Raw genomic sequence first — 22,037 nt, 5'->3', positions numbered from 1 at the left:
AGTTAATAAGTAATAGGTGACCATCCCTGAATAGCTTGACCGATTTATCACTCCTCGTTATTCATTCTTCATTTTTCATTCTTCACTTTTCATTCTTCATTTTTCACTGTTTTCCCGGTTTGCAGTCACAAAATCCCCGTTCATCGCCGAAAAAATATTTTTCGAGGTGTTCACATCCCGTAATCGGCTAATATTTAAGCATGAACAGGGGTAAATATCATATGGACGACCTATAATCGTCCTCGAATACCACTTGCACAGCATATTTTAATTTTGTATTTTTGCAGTCAATTTAACAAAACAAAAACAAATAAACAGTCTTACCGGAATATTGTTTTTTTTGCACTCCGCAAAAACTGTTTAACAAAAACAATTAAAAAAGGAAAGTGATGTCATCCGATTCGTGAGAGTCGGCTTTGGTTCTATTATTCACAAAAAAAAATCAAATACGATGAACATCCTTTCCAACCGCCGCCACGCGGCTATTGTGGCTATTATTGCCGTTATTACATTTTCTGTTAAATGTACAAGCGCACAAGTAGTGAATTACATTAGTCCTATAAACATTGCCAATCGTGCAATCGATGTGAACAAACCTGTTGGAGCAACAACCGGACAGGCGAACGTAACGCCCGCAGGTGCCGCCACGTATCAGATTCCGATATTCTGCCCGCCCGGAACTAATGGCATGCAGCCTTCTCTGTCTATAGCCTATAATAGCCAGGCAGGTAATGGCTCCTTGGGCTGGGGCTTTGATTTATTCGGATTGTCGTGCGTTTCCCGCGTTGCCAAAACCATGATTCAGGACGACTCAATGACGAGTGTTACCATGACAAAGAATGACGTATTCGCTTTAGACGGGAACAGGCTTTATGTGAGTACCGGTGTTTACGGAGCTTCCGGAGCGACATACAACAGCGAGATGGCCGATTTCAACACCATAACATCTATGGGTACTTCGGGCAGCGGACCGCTGTGGTTTAAGGTCGTAACCCCCGACGGCACTGTAAAAGAATATGGCAATTCTGCCGATTCGCGCACGGTAAAAACTGCTGACAACAGCAGCACTGTTGGAATTTGGCGTCTGAATAAAGTGACCGATTATAATGGCAATTATTTGACCTGTGAATACGACCTGCAAAGCGGTTTGATAACACGCATTGCTTATACGGGCAACGCTTTGGCAGGACAACAACCATACAATGAAATATTATTTACTTATGGTCAGCGCAGTGACTTTAATACAACTTATCCTTATTATAATGCACCGATAGTTGATAAATTACTGCTGGTTGACATTACTGTGAAGGCCGAAGGCAGTGTCGTAAAAAAATATCATTTCAATTATAATTACGGTGCAAACGACATCTATTCCTTACTTAATGAAATAGTAGAATCAGATGCCTCAGGAAATGCACTCAACTCTACTGTAGTAACATGGGGTGACAAACTTGCTACAGGCGCAAATTCAATGACAGTGCAGGAAGGGATGGTTCCTACAATAAATTATGACCCATGTCATTCACCAATCAGTATTCTTAACCTATGGATGAAACATTTTCCGAACTGGTGGACACAGGAACAAAAAGATAAGGCACTTGGAGGATTCGCTCAAAAAATGCCCGCCCCTACTAATAAAGGATATCTATTTGGTGATTTTGACGGAGATGGGCTGACCGATTTTGTACGTTTAGAAACAAAAGAAATCATTGTTGGACCGACAAGAAAAATAATTACGTGGGAATATTATTCAAATACGTCGGCCGTGGCTTATCCACCATTATATATTGCAGATGCGGGAGGCAACATTTCTCACACGACCAAAAGCATGATTTTGCTGGAAGGAGCCGTTTCTGATATTAACGGTGATGGTAAAGATGAATTATTCTTAAACATAAACGATTGTGAGAAAGGTGCCGATTCTATTGACATTGTTTGTTTTCAAATGGCAAATTCAACTTTCGTGGAACTACCCCAATACACTATTAAAAATATGCGCTCAAGAGGCTTTGACCCCGGATACCAGGCTTCAGTTGCGTTTGCTGATTTGGATGGCGACCAAACCGCAAACAACATCATGGTACATCTGGGTCTCAATGACCATACTTATTTTTACAACTCACTGCCGATTATAAATAATTTGACGCTGCCTGCACCTGCACTTGATATTTATGGAAAATACAAAATGATAGATTTTAATGGCAACGGAAAACCTGAAATCTTGTACACATATGTAATGAACGGAACAAAAAAATCAAATATTTATGAGAAAAAAGGAAATAGCTATCCTCTTTTGGCGGTGATAAATATAATGCAAGCTGTTGAAGACAGCGTTTATCCGGGCGATTATAATGGCGATGGCAAAACAGATTTATTACTGTACAAAAAAAATCAGGATAGATGGGATGTTGCCCATTCAACCGGTCAAACAATACTTGTAGATGCTACTGCGGCTTTGCCTTCATTGAATAGTTTTACTCAAATGAACATTGAATACTCCGTTCTTACCGGTGACTATAACGGCGATGGTAAAACAGATGTGTTGATATATAGCACCGATCAGTCAAACCCGGGACAGGCAGGCAATGTAAAAATATATTATTCATACGGCGGAAATTTCAGACCAATTGATTATGGAACACCAACAATAACTTACAACAATGGAACATTGATGTCTGATGTAGAAAATGCAGGAGATATAAATAAGGATGGAAAGGACGAAATCTATTTTACACGTTTAACCTTTCTGGGTGATGCCTGTTCCGGACGTTATACCTATACCTGTAGCTTTGATGATGGCATTACACCGCTTAAAGTAACATCAGTGACTGACGGATACAATAACAAGACAGCATTTTCGTATTCGAAATTATCCAATCCGTCGATTTACACTTTAGGTACAAACACAGACGCCAGGCTTAGCACTCTCAAAGGTTCCGGAACAATCGTTGCCTCTATGTCGCAGCCCGATGGCATTGGTGGTACAAGCACAACTAATTTTAAATATGAAGGCGGGCTGGTGCACAAGTTCGGAAAAGGCTTTCTTGGTTTCAGTAAAGTGACGGCAGAAAACACGACCACCGGTATAAAATCCGAGACATCCTGCACTCTGGATGCCGCAACCCTTATGATGAACCCGGCACTGGTGAAAAAATATATAAACAACAATTTAGTATCTAAGGTACAGAATACATTTCAGTATGTTGCACTCTATGGAAGTAATGGACACGGATATTTCAAAGGTCTGTTCCCATTTACATCACAAAGCATAGAAACTGATTTGCTCACGGGGATTATAAATACTTCTTCGTATAATTACGGCACAGTAGCAAACATTACAACGAATAAAGGGAACCCGCTATCGGTAACTGAAACCTATGGTGCTGACGGCACACAAGTAACAACCAATACTTACATAACAGCAAATTATGCTACAGCCAATGGAACTATTTCCATGCTTAAACCCTCATCGTTGCAGGTAAGCACCACTGTAACCGGACAAACTGCTTTTGTAAAAAAAACGAACTTCACCTACAACACAAATGGACGTCTGTGGAAAACTACCGAGTGGGCAAATCAAACAAAAACACTGCTCACCACCTATGATTATACCGGGAATAATTTCGGACTCGCCACAAAAGTTACGACCACCACTTCAGGCATTACAGACCGCTACAAGAATTTCACCTACGATACTCGTGGTCGCTTTGTTCTCACTGAAACCAACATGCTCGGGCATACAATCACATACCAGTATAACAACGCTTTTGGTGTGAAGACATCGGTAACAGATATTGCAGGAAATATCACGACCTATCTGTATGATGGATTGGGCAGAATTAAACAGGAAAACCTGCCTGCCGGGGCATCGAATATTTACAATTATAGATGGGATAATTCTGTAAACAACGGCCTTTATTATACCGAAGAAAAACGCGCCAACGCCCCCGACACAAAAACCTGGTACGACCAGATTGGACGTCCCGTATACAATACCACAGAGGGCTTTAACGGTGCATTGGTTTATACCGAAAAAGAATACAATGCAAAAGGTCAATTGTACCGCGAAAGCAAGCCCCATTACGGCAACGAACTTCCGAAATGGATTACCGGAACATATCAACCCAACACCGGAAGGCCCGCGACTACCAGTAACGACGGGCTGATTACGAGCTATGCCTACAGCGGAAAAACAGTAAGCATAACAGATCCCGGCGGAAAAGTCAGCAGTAAAACGATTAATGATTTCGGGCAGGTAGTGAGCAGTACCGATAACGGTGGAACGATAAGCACGGTATTTTACAGCAATGGCAAACCCAAAACTACCTCAACCAACGGAACTGTAATTTCATTTGCGTATGATGTCTATGGAAATCAAACATCACTTACAGACCCGAACGCCGGCACCAGCCTCTTCACATACAATATTTACGGTGAACTTCTGACACAGAAAGATGCTCGTGGTAACCTTTACTCGTTTCTGTATGATAATGCAGGCAGGATGACCAAAAAGACGGGGCCGGATGGCGTTTATGAATATTCGTATGTTGTATCGGGTCCGGGAAAAGGAAAACCTTCATGCTTACTCAGTCCGGGTGCGAGCGTAACATACGCTTACAATAATTACGGATTACCGGCCACCGTAACCGAAAACATTGCCGGTGCCGGCTATAGCTACAATTATGCGTACGATAATTATTTAAACAATACGGCCATTACCTATCCCAATGGCTTGTTGGTAAACAATGTTTACAATGTTTACGGGCAACTCACTGAAGTGAAAGCAAACGGAAATCAGGTATGGAAAAAAACATCGGAAAATGCTGCCGGCCAGATACTGCAGGAGCTGCAGAGCAACGGGATACTGACAACCTATAGTTACGATGCGCAGAATCGCCTGACTCAGATACAAAGCCCCATACAAAATGATGTGTACACGTATGAAAATACAACAGGCAATCTAATCAGTCGTTCTGACCAGTTGAATTTATTGAACGAAACATTTTCGTATGATAACCTCGACCGGCTTACCGAAGTAGTGATGAACGACATTTCTACCAAATCAATGAAATATGCGCCCAACGGTAACATCAACCGTAAAACCGATGCTGGAACTTACGTCTATGATGCCGTCAAACTGAACGCGGTATTAAGAATTGCAGGAACACCGGGCACAACGGCCATTCCATCGTTTACGCAGGATATCACGTATACCGCTTTTAATAAAATCCAGCAGATAAGCGAGAACAATAAAAAGATAATATATACTTACGGTCCCGGTCAGCAGCGCAATAAAATGTCGGTGTATAATGGCACCACTCTCGTGAAAAGCCGCATCTATTGCGGATTGTACGAAAAAGAAACCACCGCTGCAGGAGCCGTAACAGATTATTGTTATATTGCTACATCAAACGGTGTAACAGCAGTGGCAATAAACGGCTTGATAAACTATCTGCGTAAAGACAGACAGGGCAGCATAACAGGTCTCATTAACTGGAACAAGGTATGTCTTGAGCAATACAGCTATGATGCCTGGGGGCGCAGACGCAATCCGCAAACATGGGAATATTCAGGCTTTTCAACACCAACCATGCTTAGCAGAGGTTATACCTTTCATGAGCACCTCGATGATTTTGGTCTTATCAACATGAACGGCCGCTGCTACGACCCGGTTGCAGGGCGTTTTCTGAGTCCTGACCCGGTGGTGCAGGCCACAAACCTTACGCAGAGTTATAATCGCTACAGCTACTGCCTGAACAACCCGCTGAAATTTTCGGACCCGAGCGGAAACACCTATTATCGTTGTGATGCTACTGCGGGTTGGTCGAACGGCATCGATTATAAAAACTGGATGAAGTACATTGATGAGCATAAGAATGATTATGACGACATGTCGTATTATGGCATGATTACGGCCATTAATAATATAATCGGACCTGGGTGCAACGGTATGAGTGGTAACGCCAGTTCGGCAGAAATGATTTACCCGAATTCTGAGCACCATCGTGAAACCCGGGAAGCGACCGCCAACGGCACCTACATTCAGGCTCTGAACGGTATGGCAATGGGGAAATTGCTCTCAGCCATTATAACCGCCTGCCCTATTATTGAGAAATTTATTTCATTGCCGGTGAGTGATGGTCCTGATGATCCGCCAACGAAAAATAGCACAAATTTGCCATCTGGCAGAATTAAAGATGAAAGGGTTGTACTTGATTATATGGGAATCAAAGTGAGTTACTTTGTAATAACGAAAGACAACGATCCTTCTGCTGTTGTAATTACTACTGACCAGTACGGGAATTATAAAAGCACCTCGTATGGTTATGGACCGATAATTACTGCAACAGTTGGTGCAGATGGTTCACTCAAATTAGGAGGGTTAGGCAGTAATGTCGGATTTGATAAAAATTTCAACATAATTATGGATGGCGCCGTGCCAACCGGAACAACTTCGCGAGCCGGAGTAAGTGTAAAAATAAGTAGTGATTTTATTGAAAGTTTATTTCAATCTGCTGTTTCAATGGAATTTTTAGATTATTGTTTAATATTAATTGCGCTGTAACGTATATGTGCAAATTCAACTGTTGACCTGCCAATAAATAACTTAACTTATTATGAAAAAGAAAACTAAAATTTTTCTATTCTCCGGAATTATTGCAATGATACTTGTCGGAGGTGGAACATTCTATTATGCTAATATGTACCATGTAGAGTGGGAAAATTGTGAACGCTTCAGTTGGGTTTTCAAAGACTCTGCATGGTCAAATATTGATAAAGATTTGTGTTTAGGCAATGTAGGTAAAAACGATGTACATAAAGGGTACGTTTACAAAAGGAAGTACTATGTTGAAATTTGGGAATTTTTCAATTTGCATGATGCTAATCTGTCAGATGTTCCTTTCAATACAGATATTGTTTTAGATAAGGTCGAAATACAACGTGGCGAAATAATTCAGAAAGATGTATTCCCATGTCCACAGATTACAGTAAAATTTAGGCCGTATTTTAATAAAATGAATATCAATTTCAACGTGGGATCAAAGATTATCAAAACTTTAAATGCCCCTAAATATAAAGGATTTTACGGCAATACTTCAAGGATAACGCTTACAAATGAAAAAGATGAGAATGAAGTTATATTTGATTTTCATCAAGAGGACACTACTATTTTCCTCGCTGTTAAAAATTTCTCAAGATTCTATTTGATTATAGTAAATTCCAAAGAGAAATTCGATGACAGCATTCTTAATATTTTCAATTTGGAATAGAAATATTGCACGGCATCAATTAATTGTGAATAATATTGAGAATACAGGTCAAACCTAATATTGTAAAAAAAATAAAATTAATCACACACCATGCACCTTAGCAAAACAGACATTAAACAGATAAAATATGAATTACGCCCGGGAATAATATTTTCGATAATAGTCCTGTTCTTTGGCGGGCTGTTCAATGTGTTGTTTTTCACATCGGAAAATTACAACAGCCGGATATTATTTATTGTGGTGGCTGATGTTGTAATTATGTGCTCAAGCCTGCTGGTATTTTATGCAATGAATCGAAAGTACATCAAAGACCTGAGAGCCGGAACGAAACAGAGCAAAACGGGGACTGTTGAGAATAAAGAAGAAGAGATATCATATGAGGCAGGCAGCGGGAATTTACACATCCCCATTTTGGGCGATATTTTTCCAAAAATATGGGGACAGAAGATGAAAGAAAATACAAAGTTCTTTTTGATTATCAGCAACCGAAAATATGAGGTTGAAAAAGAATTTTACGACAAGGTGAACAACGGAGATTTATTGGAAATATATTTTTCTGAATACAGTGAAATATTACTAGGTCTGGAAATGAAAAAATGTCTGTCCGCCTCCGGCGGAAAAAATAACAAAAACAATTAAATCAAAAAATCATGAAAAAACACATTGGACAATTATGCAGTCGGTATAAAAACGGCTTGATTCTGATTTTAATGTTGTGGTACCTGCCATCAAATGCGCAATTCAGCGTGGGTGTGTCTTTGGGTCCGGGATGGGGGATTATAGGTTCTGAGTTCAAAACCCGCACCTGCCAGATGCTGTATTATTCGAATGCCGTGACGCGGGAAACAACCTACGCTGACACCAGTTTTTCATGCGGAGGCGGCCTGCACGCTGTATTAACAGGCGTCTACACCTTTACCAAATATCCCTGGCTCAGTGTTCAGCTGGGAGCCGGTTATGCAGGCGGGCAGAAACTTACTGTTAAAGGCGGATACCTGCAGGACGTGGCGGGCAATTCCGCTTATTTTGTTCACTACAATACCACATACCGACTGCGCGGCCGGACAGCATGGCTTGAGCCTGCACTGCGGTTTTCATATCCCGGAAAAAGATGGTCGCCCTACCTGAGTATTGGTCCTCAGATAAGCTACCACTTTATAGATGAAACAGCCGATTTGCAATGCGCCGTATCGCTTTCTTCATACCGTCCCTATCAAAGAATCAATACGCAATTGCAGTACCGGCGAGGCTTATCGGTGGGATTAGCATTAGCAGGCGGTATAGATTTAAATGCGGGAGCCGGCTTTCATGTGTTTCTTGAATGTGCAGCAGCATATGATAATTACACACCCAAATCAGCAAAAATGGTAAAATACAATTTAGATGGCGGCACCCGCTTACCGCAAATGACAACGAGTGCGAAAGAGTTTGAATTTACTGATAATGCAAATGCGTCATTTTATAACAAGGACGGAGAATTTGTTTCCTTATTACTGGTTGAACCCGATTATGCCGGAAACCCCCAACAGGAGCCCGATAAACCGTCGGAGTTGCGAAGCTATTCGTTCTCATTTTCGAATGTTGCCATTAATATTGGTTTGCGGATCACCATAAGTCGTTACGAATAAAAATAATTTACCTGAACATTAAACAAATAAATCGTCATGAAAAAATTATCAATCGTTATTATGTTGCTGCTTGTGGCTATGAGCCTGGGCGCACAAACATTCGAATACACCTACGACGCTGCCGGAAACCGGGTAAAGCGACAAATAGTTGTCATGAAAAATCTTGAATCGCACGACAGCCTTTCCGATGCTGCCAATACTCCCGTTTCGGAGCAATTGGGCGAGATGACCATAAACGTTTTCCCGAATCCCGTGGAACAGCGGCTTAATGTGAATATCGCGAATTTGCCGGCAGAAATTACGGGAAAAATCGGTCTTTTCGATATGGGCGGCCGTGAACTGATGAACAGAACAAACCTGAGCACTGCAAACACCTTTGACATAAGCACATTGCCCTCAGGCCTGTATATCCTAAGACTTACAGCCGGAAACGACCAAAAAGAGTGGAAGATTATAAAAGAATAGCGCCTTTTCTATTTTCTTATTTAGAATCAGAATAATTTGATTAATTTTATCCTGTGATCAATTATGCGATTCTATGAAAGAACGAATTCCTGAGCTGTTCAACGATGTAAAGCAGATTTTCACAGCTTACATTGAACTGAATAAACACCGGAAAACACCGGAACGCTACACTATTCTGAAAGAAATTTATCTGTTCGACGGTCATTTTGATATTGAAACACTCTATATCAGAATGAAAAACCGCCGTTACTCTGTAAGTCGCGCAACCCTATATAACACTATGGATCTGCTTCTCGACTGCGGTTTGGTTACCAAGCACCAGTTCGGAAAAAACGCGTCGCAATACGAAAAATCATACAAGTTTAAACAGCACGACCATATCATCATTATGGAAACGGGCGAAGTGATTGAATTTTGCGATCCACGTATTCAGGAGATTAAAAGCTCTCTGGAAAAAACTTTGGGTTTAGAAATTGCACACCATGCACTCACGTTTTTTGCCCGTAAAAAATCGACCGAACAATAAACTGCAATAAGACCTATGAAAGTAGATGTAATACTCGGGCTTCAGTGGGGCGATGAAGGCAAAGGCAAGGTGGTTGATGTAATCAGCCCCGGTTATGACATTATTGCACGGTTTCAGGGCGGTCCCAACGCAGGACACACCATAGAATTCGACGGCGGCCGTCACATTCTGCATTTATTGCCAAGCGGCATTTTTCATAAAAACACGACCAACATTATTGGCAATGGCGTAGTGGTGGATCCGCTTATCATCATGAAAGAAATTGCCGGCCTCTTGCCTTTTGGCATCAGCGCCGAACAAAATCTGATAATCTCCAAACGCGCGCATCTTATTCTTCCTTCCCACAGGCTGCTCGACGCCTGTTTTGAAGCCATCAAAGGCAATCTTAAAATAGGTTCAACACTTAAAGGAATATCGCCCGTCTACACCGATAAAGCCGCGCGAAGCGGCCTCAGAGCCGGAGATATTTTTTCAGAACGCTTTTTTCAGAAATACGGACAGCTTAAACAGGCACACCTTCTAACCGCCCAGAGTACCGGACACGATTATCGGCACATACTTATCGACGGACTTCCGTTTGGGGAGTACGAAGAAAAATGGATGGATGCCGTGCAGCAGATGAAGAAGCTGCGCTTCGAAGAAACCGAAGTTTTCATCAACGAAGCATTGCGTTCCGGAAAAACGGTACTTGCCGAAGGCGCGCAGGGAAGTTTGCTTGATTTGGAATTCGGGAGTTACCCATTTGTCACTTCTTCAAATACGGTATGTGGCGGCGTTTGCACCGGTTTGGGCGTATCGCCTCACAGCATCGGTACGGTTTACGGCATTTTTAAAGCCTATTGCACCCGCGTGGGCAGCGGTCCTTTTCCGACGGAACAATCAAATGAACTGGGCGACGAGCTGCGAAAATCAGGCAACGAATACGGCTCCACTACAGGCCGTGCAAGGCGTTGCGGATGGCTCGACCTGCCGGCACTGAATTATGCAGTGATGATAAACGGCGTAGATGAACTTATTATGACCAAAGCAGACGTGCTGAGCAATTTTGCGGAAATTCAAATCTGCACAAGCTACGCACAAGACGGCAAAGAAATGAATTATCTGCCGTTTGACCTTGGTGAAAAAAGTGTAGTGCCATCGTACAAAAAATATTCAGGATGGAATTCCGACCTTGGCAGCATAACAGCATTATCTGAATTGCCCGCTGCTACCGCAGCATATATCGATGTGATTGAAAATTACGTTCAGAAAAAAATATCCATGGTATCGACCGGACCGGGTCGCGAACACATTATAAAAACAATTGTATAAAAGTATAAAGAACCGTATCATGAGAGCAAAAGCAATCTTCTTATTAAGTTTATTAGTCATCATGGGAAGCGCGCTGAGCGCGCAAATCAAAGCAACGGATGTGCCACAGGATGTGGTCGTCAGCTTTAAGTATAAATATGCTGATGGCGTAATTCAGGAGTGGCGTAAGGATGCGGAAGATTACATCGCGGCATTCACGCTGAATAATCAAGAAGCGGCAGCACGTTTTGATGCCGACGGAAAATGGCTTGAAACCAGATTCACCGTCAAGGACAAAGAATTGCCCGGTCAGATTATCAATTACTACAAAGAAAATTTTAAAAAGCAAGAATACGTGATTGCCTCGTCCGACCTGGTAAAGAATAATAAAGGGGAGAATTTTTATCAGGTATTTGTAAAGAAAGAAGGTATCAACCAGCCCGACCCTATTGAACTGTATTTTGACCTTTCGGGAAATTTTCAGAAAAAAGTGGATCCCGAAGAAGTTAAAATAGAAAAAGATTTTGATGATCCGGGCAAAACCGATGTTAAAACCGGCGACAAGGATAATAATGAAATGCCTCTTAATTCAGACGTTTCAGTTAAAGAATTGCCGACACCGGTGAACTCCTACATTAAAGCCAATTACAAAGAATTCACCATCAAGGAATCAAAATACATCAATGAACTCGGACTAGGCAATGTGTATCATCTGGTGCTTAAACAGCAGGGACTGAAAGGACAGATAGATTTATATTTTGATTTAAGCGGTGCACTTTTAAAAACGCTGAATTCAGCAGATAAAAAAGAAGACCAACAAAAAAAAGACAGCAAGAACGGCCAGGTAAATCCTACGCAAAATCAATCACAACAGCAAACACAGAATGAGACACAACCCAAAGACGACTGGGAAAAATATATAGTTGCCGATACCAAAGTTCCTGCCACAGCGAAGCAGCATTTCCTTACAAAAAATAAAAAAGCCACGAACGTATCCTGGTATTTTAAAGAAAAAAAATACATTGTAAAATACGTTATCAGTACTAAAAAAGGGATGAATACCTATTCTGAAGAAGGTGTATGGCTTGAAACACGCATCGAACAGGATGAGGTTAGTCTGAGTCCGCTTATCACCAATTATCTCAAAGATAATTACCGTTCATTACAGATTTCATTGATATACTATTATCAGGTACCCAAAGACAAGTACTACGATATTTATATGTATGACAAGCACAGCAAGGAAAAACCGGCGCCCATGACTATAGTAACATTTGACGGAACGGGAAAATTCCGCAACATCGACAAACCGGAATTGGCCGATCCGAATAGCGCTGCCGAACAGAAAAGAAGGGAAAAAGAAGAACAGGAATTTCAGGATAAAGTAGATGCCGGAGGCGCTAAAATAGATGCCGGAAAAACAGTGAACGATGAAGTAGATCCAAAGGAGCTGCCCACACCTATTATAAAATACATGAAGGACAATTACAAGGAGCACATCATCAAAAAGTCGCGTTATATGGCCGATGCAGAGCTGGGGCAGGTATATTATCTGGAGATTAAAAAAGAAGGGCTGAAAGATATCATTAAATTGTATTTCGACGTCACCGGAAATCTGCTGAAAAAAATAGACCCTGCCGACGATAAATACATTAAGGAAAATGAAATCCCCGATGAACCGGTTACTCCGCAAGGTAATACGGACGAAAAAATTAATTTAAAAGAATTGCCTGCAGGCGTTTCAAAATATGTAAAGTCTAAATATCCTGAGTATAAAATTGAGCAGGCTTTTATGAAAACATCTGAGGAATACGGCAACCACTATAAAATTGATTTGAAAAAGCAGGGAGTCAAAAAAACAACCATACTTTTGTTCGACCTGAACGGTAATTTCATTAAAGTGGACAGTGATAATGATGCGGAAGAGTAACAGATAATGCTTGTTTCTAAACTATTTTACAGATTTTATTTCCCGGCAGCACTGCTGTGTATGCTCATTGCAACGCAGTGCGAAGCGCAGCAGAAAACAAGAAAAATAGACCTTGTGAATGCTGATAACGCCATGTATGATAAAAGTAAAGGTGAATTCACAAGGCTTATCGGCAACGTAATTTTTCAGCACGAAGAAACGCTGATGTATTGCGACAGCGCCTACCTGTACGATGAATCAAACAGCCTGATAGCCTTGGGCAAGGTTCATATTAAAGTAAATGATTCGATTAATATTTACAGCGATTCACTGCATTACGACGGGAATACAAAAATTGCAGAACTGCACAGAAACGTAAAACTAATAGATAACCAAATTACACTTACTACCGAACATCTCACGTATAACATGCGCGATAAATTGGGGCGCTACTACGATGGCGGTAAAATTGTGGATCCCGACAATACACTTACCAGCGTCATTGGATTTTACTACTCAGAGAAAAAAGATTTTTTCTTCAACGATTCCGTCGTGCTTGTTAACGTCAATTATACGATGCATTCCGATTCGCTGATGTACAATACTAAATCAGAGATTTCGCATTTTTTTGGTCCGACTACCATGACAAGTGAAGAGAATTTTATATACTGCGAAAAAGGCTGGTACGACACCAAAAAAGATGCTTCCGAGTTTACAAAAAATGCATGGATGCGCAACGATAAACAGAAGATGAGCGGCGACAGCATTCTGTATAATCGAATCACAGGCGTAGGACTGGCATATCATAATGTAACCATTACCGACACTTCGCGAAGCTCCATCATCAAAGGAAATTTTATCCGATACGATCAGAAACATGAATACTCGCTGGCCACCGACAGCGCACTGCTTATGCAATACGACAAGGGCGACACGCTGTATCTGCATGCCGACACACTGCTGGCAACTTTTGATACAGCCACCCGAAAAGCAAAAACAATTTATGCTTTTCATAAAGTAAAATTCTGGCGCACTGATTTGCAGGGAATGGCCGACTCACTGGTATATCGTTACAGCGATTCTACCATCAATTTGTTTTACAATCCGGTGTTGTGGACAGAAGACAAGCAACTCAAGGCAGATACTATTGTGATACATCTTGCCAATAATCTTGTGCGAATGATTGATTTATTCAGTGCGGCCTTTGTGATAACCTGTGACGACAGCACTGCAGGCAGATACAATCAGGTGAAAAGTCTGAATATGAAAGGTTTTTTTAACGAAGGAGAACTTTATAAAATTGAAGCATACACCAACGCGGAAACTATTTATTACCTAAGAGAAGATAATGGGAAACGCATTGGTACAAATAAGGCCGTGAGCCGTAATCTTGCAATCTACATTAACAATAATGAAATAAAAACCATCTCTTTTCTCGATAAACCGGAAGCAACGCTTTATCCCGATAAGGACGTGAAAGGCGATGATTTGTATTTGAAAGATTTTATCTGGCTTGACAAAAAAAGGCCCAAAACAAAATTTGCCGTTTATACCTGGAACTAGCGCATCATGACCTTGTTTTACGCACCGGAAATATCATCGTCGGGCTGCATACTGAATGCAGAAGAATCGACTCATTGCGTAAGGGTTTTGCGGCATGTGGCAGGCGATACTATCAGACTCACCGATGGTCTTGGATTTTTTTACGAAGCCACCATTATTACAGCGAATCCCAAAGCCTGTGTTGTAGAAATTACCGGCAGAACAGAAGAACCGGCGCCCATGCCGTTCAGGCTGCACATGGCCGTTGCACCACCCAAAAATGCAGAACGTTTGGAATGGTTCCTTGAAAAAGCTACAGAAATAGGCATTTCGCAGGTCACACCCATTATTTGTGAACACTCGGAACGCAGTCGCATCAATCACGAACGGCTTATGCGCATTTTGATTTCTGCGATGAAACAGTCGGAACGCGCCACCCTGCCTGTACTTTCAGAAGCCACAGCATTCAGTAAACTCATTGAACAGGCTTCTGAAGATATTAAGTTTATTGCACACTGCGAACCGCAGAAAAAAAGCACGATTGGCGAGTTTTATAAAAAGAACCATTCGGCTTTAGTGCTCATCGGGCCGGAAGGAGATTTTTCAGTCAATGAAATAAATCAGGCACTGAAATCGGGATTCAGTCCAATAAGTTTGGGAAAAAGCCGTTTAAGAACAGAAACAGCAGCTTTGGCTGCATGTACAATACTAAATTTTATTAATGAATAAGGTAATGAAAAGAACTATTGCATCTCTGATATTCCTCCTCTTTGTACTGCAAACGCTCAGCGCACAGTCAGTGCAAATAGCACTATTGAAGTATAAAGGAGGCGGCGACTGGTACGCCAATCCAACATCGCTCACCAACCTGATTAAGTTCTGCAATCAGAATATCAAAACCACGCTGAATGCTGAATATGCCACTGTAGATGTTGGCAGTTCAGAGATTTTCAATTACCCTTTTGTCCACATGACCGGTCATGGAAATGTAATCTTCTCCAATCAGGAAGCCAAAAACCTGCGCGATTATCTTATTTCAGGCGGGTTCCTGCATATCGACGATAATTATGGACTGGATCTTTTTGCACGCCGCGAAATGAAAAAAGTCTTTCCTGAGCTTGATTTTGTTGAGTTACCGTTTAACCATCCCATCTACCATCAGAAATATAATTTTAACAGCGGCCCGCCAAAAATACACGAGCACGACGGTAAACCTGCTCAGGGCTTCGGATTAATCTATGAAGGGCGTCTGGTTTGTTATTACACCTATGAATGCGATTTAGGCGACGGATGGGAAGATCGTGAAGTACACAAAGACTCGGAAGAAATCCGCACCAAAGCCCTGCAAATGGGTGCTAATCTTATCCAGTACGTTTTTACGAAGTAGACTTCTTTAAAGAAGAACTTAAAGCGCAAATCCGCCACTGGCGGGAAGAAATAAATAAACAGTCGAGAGTCAAGAGTCAAGAGTCGAGAGTCGAGAGTCAGAGGTAGAGGTCGAAAGTCCAATCGGTACACGTTTTATTGGGAAAGCTAAAAGAATCTATGTTTGAAATCTCCCGCCTGATAGCCTTCCCACAATGACGGTCTGCATTTTCACTATTAACTCAAATACCTGTTAACTGTTCACTATTACCTGTTACTTATTACCTATTACCTGTTACTTATTACTTATTACCTATTATCTATTGCCTGAAAAAAAAGCTGCCCCGAAAACGAGACAGCTTTTTTTAAAATGGTGTGTTCTGAAACTAGCGAACAAAGATTTTTTCGCCCATCATTTTGCCACCTGCAGTCATAATAACAAGGTATTCGCCTGTAGGCAGGTTGGTATTCAGATTCAGTGAATAATTACCGGCTGCTTTGTTGCCTTCCATATAACCAGCTACATATTTGCCGGCGATATCATGAATTTTGAAAGTAACATTGCCTGCATTTTCGATTGAATAATCAAGAATGGTTTGGCCTTCTGATGTATTTCTTGAGCTGAGTTTCATGCCCTGGAAAAAATTATCATTCACGCCAATATTGCCGCTGATAACTGCGAAGAGAGCTCCGTCGTTGTCAAGACCACCTGCTGTACCATTGTAGGTAAAGTAGTTTGATGTGGGGGCATAGTATGATGAGAAGTCAGGCATAACATAAGCACTCTGGCTGTACATGAGCTGCTGTCCGTCACCGTTATTATCGCAAATCAGATAAATGGTATCACCATTTACGCGGGGTTGGTGAAAATCGGCTGTGATTGCAAAACCATCAGGATTTGAACCGGAAACGAGGATAGGACTTGGGAAAGGCATATAGTTGAACACTAAACCGTTTGTGAGGGTGGTGTCAACATCTGCAAGTGTCATGTAGGTTGATCCGAGGAGTGTTCCGTCAGGAGCAGTTGTTGAATAGTAGAATTGAGGTCCCGGGCCGTATGTCCAGGTACCGCTGCTGTAACCAATACCGCAACCATCGGGTAACAGTTTGTTCAGGAGGAAGAAGATAGTATCGGTAGTACCATTGCCACCAACAACTTCTTTATTTACGCAATAGAATCCAATACCGGCAACATTGATGGGTGTTCCACCGGTGTTCTCGTAGCACTGAATCCAAACGTCCATAGCGGTATCAGCAGGAGCACCACTTGTTCCCCACCAGTAACCGATTTTGCCTAAACCTGTTTGTGTAAGACCGTAACCACCAACTAAGTCGGCAAGTACAATCTGAGGAAGATAATTTGAACTCAGACCAACGGTGTCACCGGCAGCTTTTGAATTGTCGAACATCGGAATTTGTTTGCTCATCATTGGCACAGCTCCGTATTGTTTTATTAAGGAAGCAGGTGCTTGCAGTTGCGCGCTGGCTATTCCGGCCACGAGTAACAATGCGATTAAAACATAAACTTTTCTCATGATTGTTTTGAGTTTTGGGTTAATTAAATTTGGTTAATAGTTTTCTTCTTGAATAGTACAAAAATAACAATTATTATATTATGAGTTTCGTTTTGAAATATTTTTTTGGGAAAAAGTTTCAACCAAATAAGCCTTTGCCTGTCAATATATTAATAAATCTCTTATCTATATATTTTGACACCAATTGGCATCCTTCGTGAAAATAGCAAGTGCGAATGTGCATCAAAATCCTTCTTTTCATGAACTTTTAATTTCTGTAACCTACAAATCAAAAACATTATCGTATCGGCCTGTTTCACTATATTTGCTGAAATTTGTGAGATAAATACCCATTTTAATGATGAAAAAACTTTTGTTTGTTACGATTCTCAGTGCTTATACAATGCTGTGTTTTGCACAGAAAGAAGCAGGGACCATGATTTCAATGAAACGGAATCACACTTATTCAGCCAAAACAGCTACCGATACCCTGCTTCCGGGAAACCTTCAGGGAAACTGGCTGGACAGCATTCATCCGGTACTTATTTCCGGTATTGATGGTGGCTATGTTCTTGGCAATAATTCTTATGGCGATGTTTGTAAAGGCGAGTTTTTTCCTGTAACATTATCGTATGTGCTGGAAGGCGGCATTTTTTGGTTTGGCGATAAAACCATCATAGGAACACCTGATACCATTGAGTTTGCTGCATGGGACATGAATGGCTATGGCGGTTCTACCTTAGCCGGTTCTCACAATCAGGGCTGTCCGGGATCAAAGCGCAACAGCATAAAAGTACCGATGGATGCCGTTGATACCTCATCATCCTTTGCCAACGCCCATGTTGCTTTGTTCTCATCGCCGGAAATCATGTATTACGATTATTTACTCGGCTTCGACATGACGGGTTTTGTTGATGATACTATTGGTATGGTAAGCTCATCAAACGGCGAAGGTGACAGCCTTGAACGCGTGTGGGAAAAATGGAGCGACGGCTCCTGGTATACCTTACAGGCGGCAGGTTATGAAGATTATTCCCTCAATATTGACGCTATGATTTTTCCCGTCGTAGATATGACCAACGCCGGCTTATGCGAATCGCCCTTTGTAAACGGCATACGCATGAACATCTATCCGAATCCTGTATCAGAAATTCTTAACGTTACCGCCGAAATGCAAGAACCGTCTGTAAATGTCCGCATAATGCTGCTCGACGCAAACGGCCGTACGGTATTAGAACCGATAAACATTAGTGCTGCCGTTCTTGGTGCAGGATATCAAATTGATCTTTCATCGTTGCCGGCAGGCAATTATTATTTGCTGCTGAACTCGGGCAGCAGTAGGCTTGCGCAGAAAATTGCAGTCAGTAGGTAAATTACTTTTCGCACAATAAAAAAGGCGGGTGCTTGAAAGCCCCGCCTTTTCTGTATTAAACCCCCACTTTTATTTATATGATTCAATCGGTTCGCAGGTGCACATCAGGTTGCGATCGCCGTATGCATCATCAATGCGCGTTACCGTGGGCCAGTATTTATCATTGGTTGACCATGGCATCGGGAAAGCCGCTTGCTTTCTGCTGTATGGCAGCACCCAGTTATCGTCGGCAATCATCATGGCAGTGTGCGGTGCATTCTTAATGAGGTTGTTTGCCTTATCAGCCCTGCCTTCCATCACTTCAATAATCTCCGCATGAATAGAAATCATGGCTTCTACAAAACGGTTCAGCTCCGAGTAAGGCTCGCTTTCGGTGGGCTCTACCATCAGCGTTCCGTGAACCGGGAATGCAACGGTTGGTGCATGAAATCCGTAATCCATAAGCCTTTTAGCGATATCTATTGCATCAATACCAACTGCCTGCCTGAACCCGTTACAGTCTAAAATCATCTCATGAGCCACTCTTCCTTTTGAACCGGAGTACAGCACCGGATAATAAGGTTCCAGACAAACTTTCAAATAATTTGCGTTGAGTATGGCGTATTTAGTGGCTTCCATCAGTCCGTCGCCACCCATCATTTTTATATAACCAAAAGAAATCGGCAGTATCAGTGCACTGCTGAACGGTGCTGATGACACGGCTGTCGGACATTGCGCTCTGCAGTCTGCGTCAAAAATGTGACCGGGAAGATAAGGCACAAGATGTTTTGCAACACCAATCGGACCAATGCCCGGACCACCTCCACCGTGAGGAATGGCAAATGTTTTATGCAGATTCAGGTGGCACACGTCGGCACCAATAAAGCCGGGGCTTGTAAAACCAACCTGTGCATTCATGTTGGCACCATCCATGTAAACCTGCCCGCCATTTTCATGAATAATTTTTACAATCTCGAGAATATTTTCTTCAAACACGCCGTGTGTAGAAGGATAAGTCACCATAAGTGCCGCAAGCTGATCTTTATTTGCCTCAGCTTTTGCTTTCAGATCTTCAGTGTCAATATTTCCCTGAGCATCGCATTTCACAACATTCACTTTAAGGCCGGCCATTACAGCACTTGCAGGGTTTGTTCCGTGTGCCGATTCAGGAATCAGAACGATATCACGATGTCCGCCGCCATGAGCATTGAGGTACTGTTTGATTACCATCAATCCTGCGTATTCACCCGCTGCGCCTGAGTTTGGCTGAAATGAAACTGCTGCAAAACCTGTAATTTCACACAGGGATTTTTCAAGTTCTTCGAGCATGCTCATATAACCTGCAGCCTGATCAATGGGTACAAACGGATGCATGGCGCCGAATTCGGGCCAGCTCAGTGAAAACAGTTCGCTGGCGGCATTCAGTTTCATAGTGCATGAACCCAGCGGTATCATGGAACGGTTGAGCGACAAATCTTTTACTTCCAGTTTTTTGATGTAGCGCATCATTTCCGTTTCCGACTGACAAGTGTTGAATATCGCATGTTTCAGAAATGATGAGGTGCGTTTTAGATTTTCGGGTATGGTTGAAATCTTTGAACACTCTTTCGGGTCGCACACAAAAGCATTGAATTCTTTACCGTTCGCTTTGGCGAAAATTGAAAGAATGGTATTCACATCGGTGAGTGATGTGGTTTCGTCAAGCGAAATGCCGATGTATTCTGTTCCGTCGTAGCGGAAATTAATTTCGTTTTGCAGCGCGGCTTTGCGGATGTTTTCTTGTATCGTGGCCGATGGCATTTTCACATAAAGTGTATCAAAGAAATAGTCGTTCATTTGTTCAAAACCATATTTCTTGAGTTCTGCGGAAAGCACACCGGTGAGAATATTTATGTGACGTGCAATTTCTTTCAGACCTTCAGGACCATGCCATACAGCGTACATGCCTGCCATGATGGCGAGCAATGCCTGCGCCGTACAAATATTGGATGTAGCACGTTCTCTCTTGATGTGCTGTTCGCGTGTTTGCAAAGCCATGCGGAGCGCCCTGTTTCCCTGAGCATCTACAGAAATACCAATGATTCTTCCGGGGATGGCTCGTTTGAATTTTTCAGTAGTGGAGAAAAATGCAGCATGCGGTCCGCCAAAACCCATAGGTATTCCGAAACGCTGAGTTGAACCTAAAACAACGTCGGCACCCCATTCGCCCGGAGGCGTAAGCAGCGTGAGTGAGAGCAGGTCGGCAGCAACCGCAACCGAAATGCCCTTTGCATGAGCTTTTTCAACAAATGCGGGATAATCGGAAATTTTACCTTTCTGATTCGGATATTGTATCAGGGCGCCAAAAGTTTTCTCATCCAGTTCAATGCTTTGATGGCAACCTATCACAAGTTCAATATTCAGCGAAAGCGCACGGGTTCTAAGTACATCAATGGTCTGCGGAAAAATATTCTGCGACACAAAAAATTTATTGGCACCGGTTTTAACCGCTTCGCGCGAACGATTGTTGAAAAACATAATCATTGCTTCGGCCGAAGCAGTGGCTTCATCCAACAAAGACGCATTGGCAATGGGCAAGGCCGTAAGATCAGAAACCATCGTCTGAAAATTCAGAAGTGCTTCAAGTCGCCCTTGCGAAATCTCTGCCTGATAAGGTGTGTATGAGGTGTACCAACCCGGATTCTCAAGAATGTTGCGTTGAATTACCGGAGGTAAAATCGTATTGTAATATCCCAATCCAATGTAATTCCTGTACAATTTATTCATCGCCCCTTTTTGGCGTATCGCCTGAAGGTATTCGTACTCGCTTATTCCTTTGGGAAGATTAAGCGGAGCTTTGAGGCGGATGGTTGCAGGTATGGTTTGATTTATGAGTTCATCAAGCGAAGAAGCACCTATTTTTTCAAGCATCCGGCCGGTCTGTTCTTTATTCGGTCCGTTATGTCTTTTTGCAAAATTTCCGGTTATCATTTCAGTATATTTTATGTTAATCAACAGTAGTTTATTATGCAGGCACAAATATAATTGTTATTTGAAAAACAGTGATTAAAACATGGATTTACTTTTTTAAGAACGAATGCTGAATACTAACTACCGAACATCAACGAAAATAGCTACTTATAAAACATTTTTTGTATATCCAAAAAATATTAATTATGTTTACGCTTGGTTTCCAA

General features: G+C 42.0%; 14 protein-coding genes. 12 read left to right on the top strand and 2 right to left on the bottom strand.

The features are described 5' to 3' along the window. Nucleotides 1-451: 451 nt before the first annotated feature. From WCM76_07845 to WCM76_07795, 11 genes are all read left to right on the top strand, one after another. Nucleotides 452-6,565, top strand: coding sequence for an FG-GAP-like repeat-containing protein (locus tag WCM76_07845; protein MEI6765539.1), 6,114 nt, complete (start codon nucleotides 452-454; stop codon nucleotides 6,563-6,565). 52 nt (nucleotides 6,566-6,617) lie between these two features. Next, nucleotides 6,618-7,271 carry a hypothetical protein gene (locus WCM76_07840; GenBank protein ID MEI6765538.1) on the top strand — a complete coding sequence of 218 codons (654 nt, stop codon included), beginning with the start codon at nucleotides 6,618-6,620 and terminating at the stop codon, nucleotides 7,269-7,271. Nucleotides 7,272-7,361: 90 nt separating this feature from the next. Beyond that, a complete protein-coding gene (locus WCM76_07835; GenBank protein MEI6765537.1) occupies nucleotides 7,362-7,910 on the top strand; it encodes a hypothetical protein in 549 nt (182 codons plus the stop codon). An 11-nt stretch (nucleotides 7,911-7,921) separates the two neighbouring features. Beyond that, nucleotides 7,922-8,899, top strand: coding sequence for a hypothetical protein (locus WCM76_07830; GenBank protein ID MEI6765536.1), 978 nt, complete (start codon nucleotides 7,922-7,924; stop codon nucleotides 8,897-8,899). Between the two features lie 36 nt (nucleotides 8,900-8,935). Next, the gene (locus WCM76_07825) at nucleotides 8,936-9,364 is read left to right on the top strand and encodes a T9SS type A sorting domain-containing protein (protein MEI6765535.1); all 429 of its coding nucleotides are present in this window, start codon (nucleotides 8,936-8,938) and stop codon (nucleotides 9,362-9,364) included. A 73-nt stretch (nucleotides 9,365-9,437) separates the two neighbouring features. After that, nucleotides 9,438-9,890, top strand: a complete 453-nt coding sequence (locus tag WCM76_07820; GenBank protein ID MEI6765534.1) for a transcriptional repressor — start codon at nucleotides 9,438-9,440, stop codon at nucleotides 9,888-9,890. A gap of 15 nt (nucleotides 9,891-9,905) precedes the next feature. Then, nucleotides 9,906-11,201: an adenylosuccinate synthase gene (locus WCM76_07815; GenBank protein MEI6765533.1), complete on the top strand. Its 1,296-nt coding sequence runs from the start codon at nucleotides 9,906-9,908 to the stop codon at nucleotides 11,199-11,201. Nucleotides 11,202-11,220: 19 nt separating this feature from the next. After that, nucleotides 11,221-13,110 (top strand): PepSY-like domain-containing protein, encoded by a 1,890-nt coding sequence (locus tag WCM76_07810; protein MEI6765532.1) that lies wholly within the window; start codon nucleotides 11,221-11,223, stop codon nucleotides 13,108-13,110. Between the two features lie 60 nt (nucleotides 13,111-13,170). Next, complete coding sequence (locus WCM76_07805) at nucleotides 13,171-14,652, top strand: OstA-like protein (protein ID MEI6765531.1); 1,482 nt, start codon at nucleotides 13,171-13,173, stop codon at nucleotides 14,650-14,652. A 6-nt stretch (nucleotides 14,653-14,658) separates the two neighbouring features. After that, nucleotides 14,659-15,360, top strand: a complete 702-nt coding sequence (locus WCM76_07800) for a 16S rRNA (uracil(1498)-N(3))-methyltransferase (GenBank protein MEI6765530.1) — start codon at nucleotides 14,659-14,661, stop codon at nucleotides 15,358-15,360. Between the two features lie 4 nt (nucleotides 15,361-15,364). After that, a complete protein-coding gene (locus tag WCM76_07795; GenBank protein ID MEI6765529.1) occupies nucleotides 15,365-16,018 on the top strand; it encodes a DUF4159 domain-containing protein in 654 nt (217 codons plus the stop codon). Between the two features lie 364 nt (nucleotides 16,019-16,382). Here WCM76_07795 and WCM76_07790 read toward each other — a convergent pair whose 3' ends face one another. Continuing rightward, the gene (locus WCM76_07790) at nucleotides 16,383-17,531 is read right to left on the bottom strand and encodes a hypothetical protein (protein ID MEI6765528.1); all 1,149 of its coding nucleotides are present in this window, start codon (nucleotides 17,529-17,531) and stop codon (nucleotides 16,383-16,385) included. A 337-nt stretch (nucleotides 17,532-17,868) separates the two neighbouring features. On the opposite strand from WCM76_07790, the gene WCM76_07785 reads away from it, so the two are divergent. Next, complete coding sequence (locus WCM76_07785; protein ID MEI6765527.1) at nucleotides 17,869-18,882, top strand: T9SS type A sorting domain-containing protein; 1,014 nt, start codon at nucleotides 17,869-17,871, stop codon at nucleotides 18,880-18,882. A 69-nt stretch (nucleotides 18,883-18,951) separates the two neighbouring features. On the opposite strand, the gene gcvP is transcribed toward WCM76_07785, so the two are convergent. Continuing rightward, nucleotides 18,952-21,831 (bottom strand): aminomethyl-transferring glycine dehydrogenase, encoded by a 2,880-nt coding sequence (gene gcvP, locus WCM76_07780; GenBank protein ID MEI6765526.1) that lies wholly within the window; start codon nucleotides 21,829-21,831, stop codon nucleotides 18,952-18,954. Nucleotides 21,832-22,037 lie beyond the last annotated feature (206 nt).

This window comes from Bacteroidota bacterium, from assembly GCA_037133915.1.
Taxonomy (GTDB): Bacteria; Bacteroidota; Bacteroidia; order Bacteroidales; family CAIWKO01; genus JBAXND01.
This window is presented reverse-complemented; position numbering and strand designations above follow the sequence as displayed.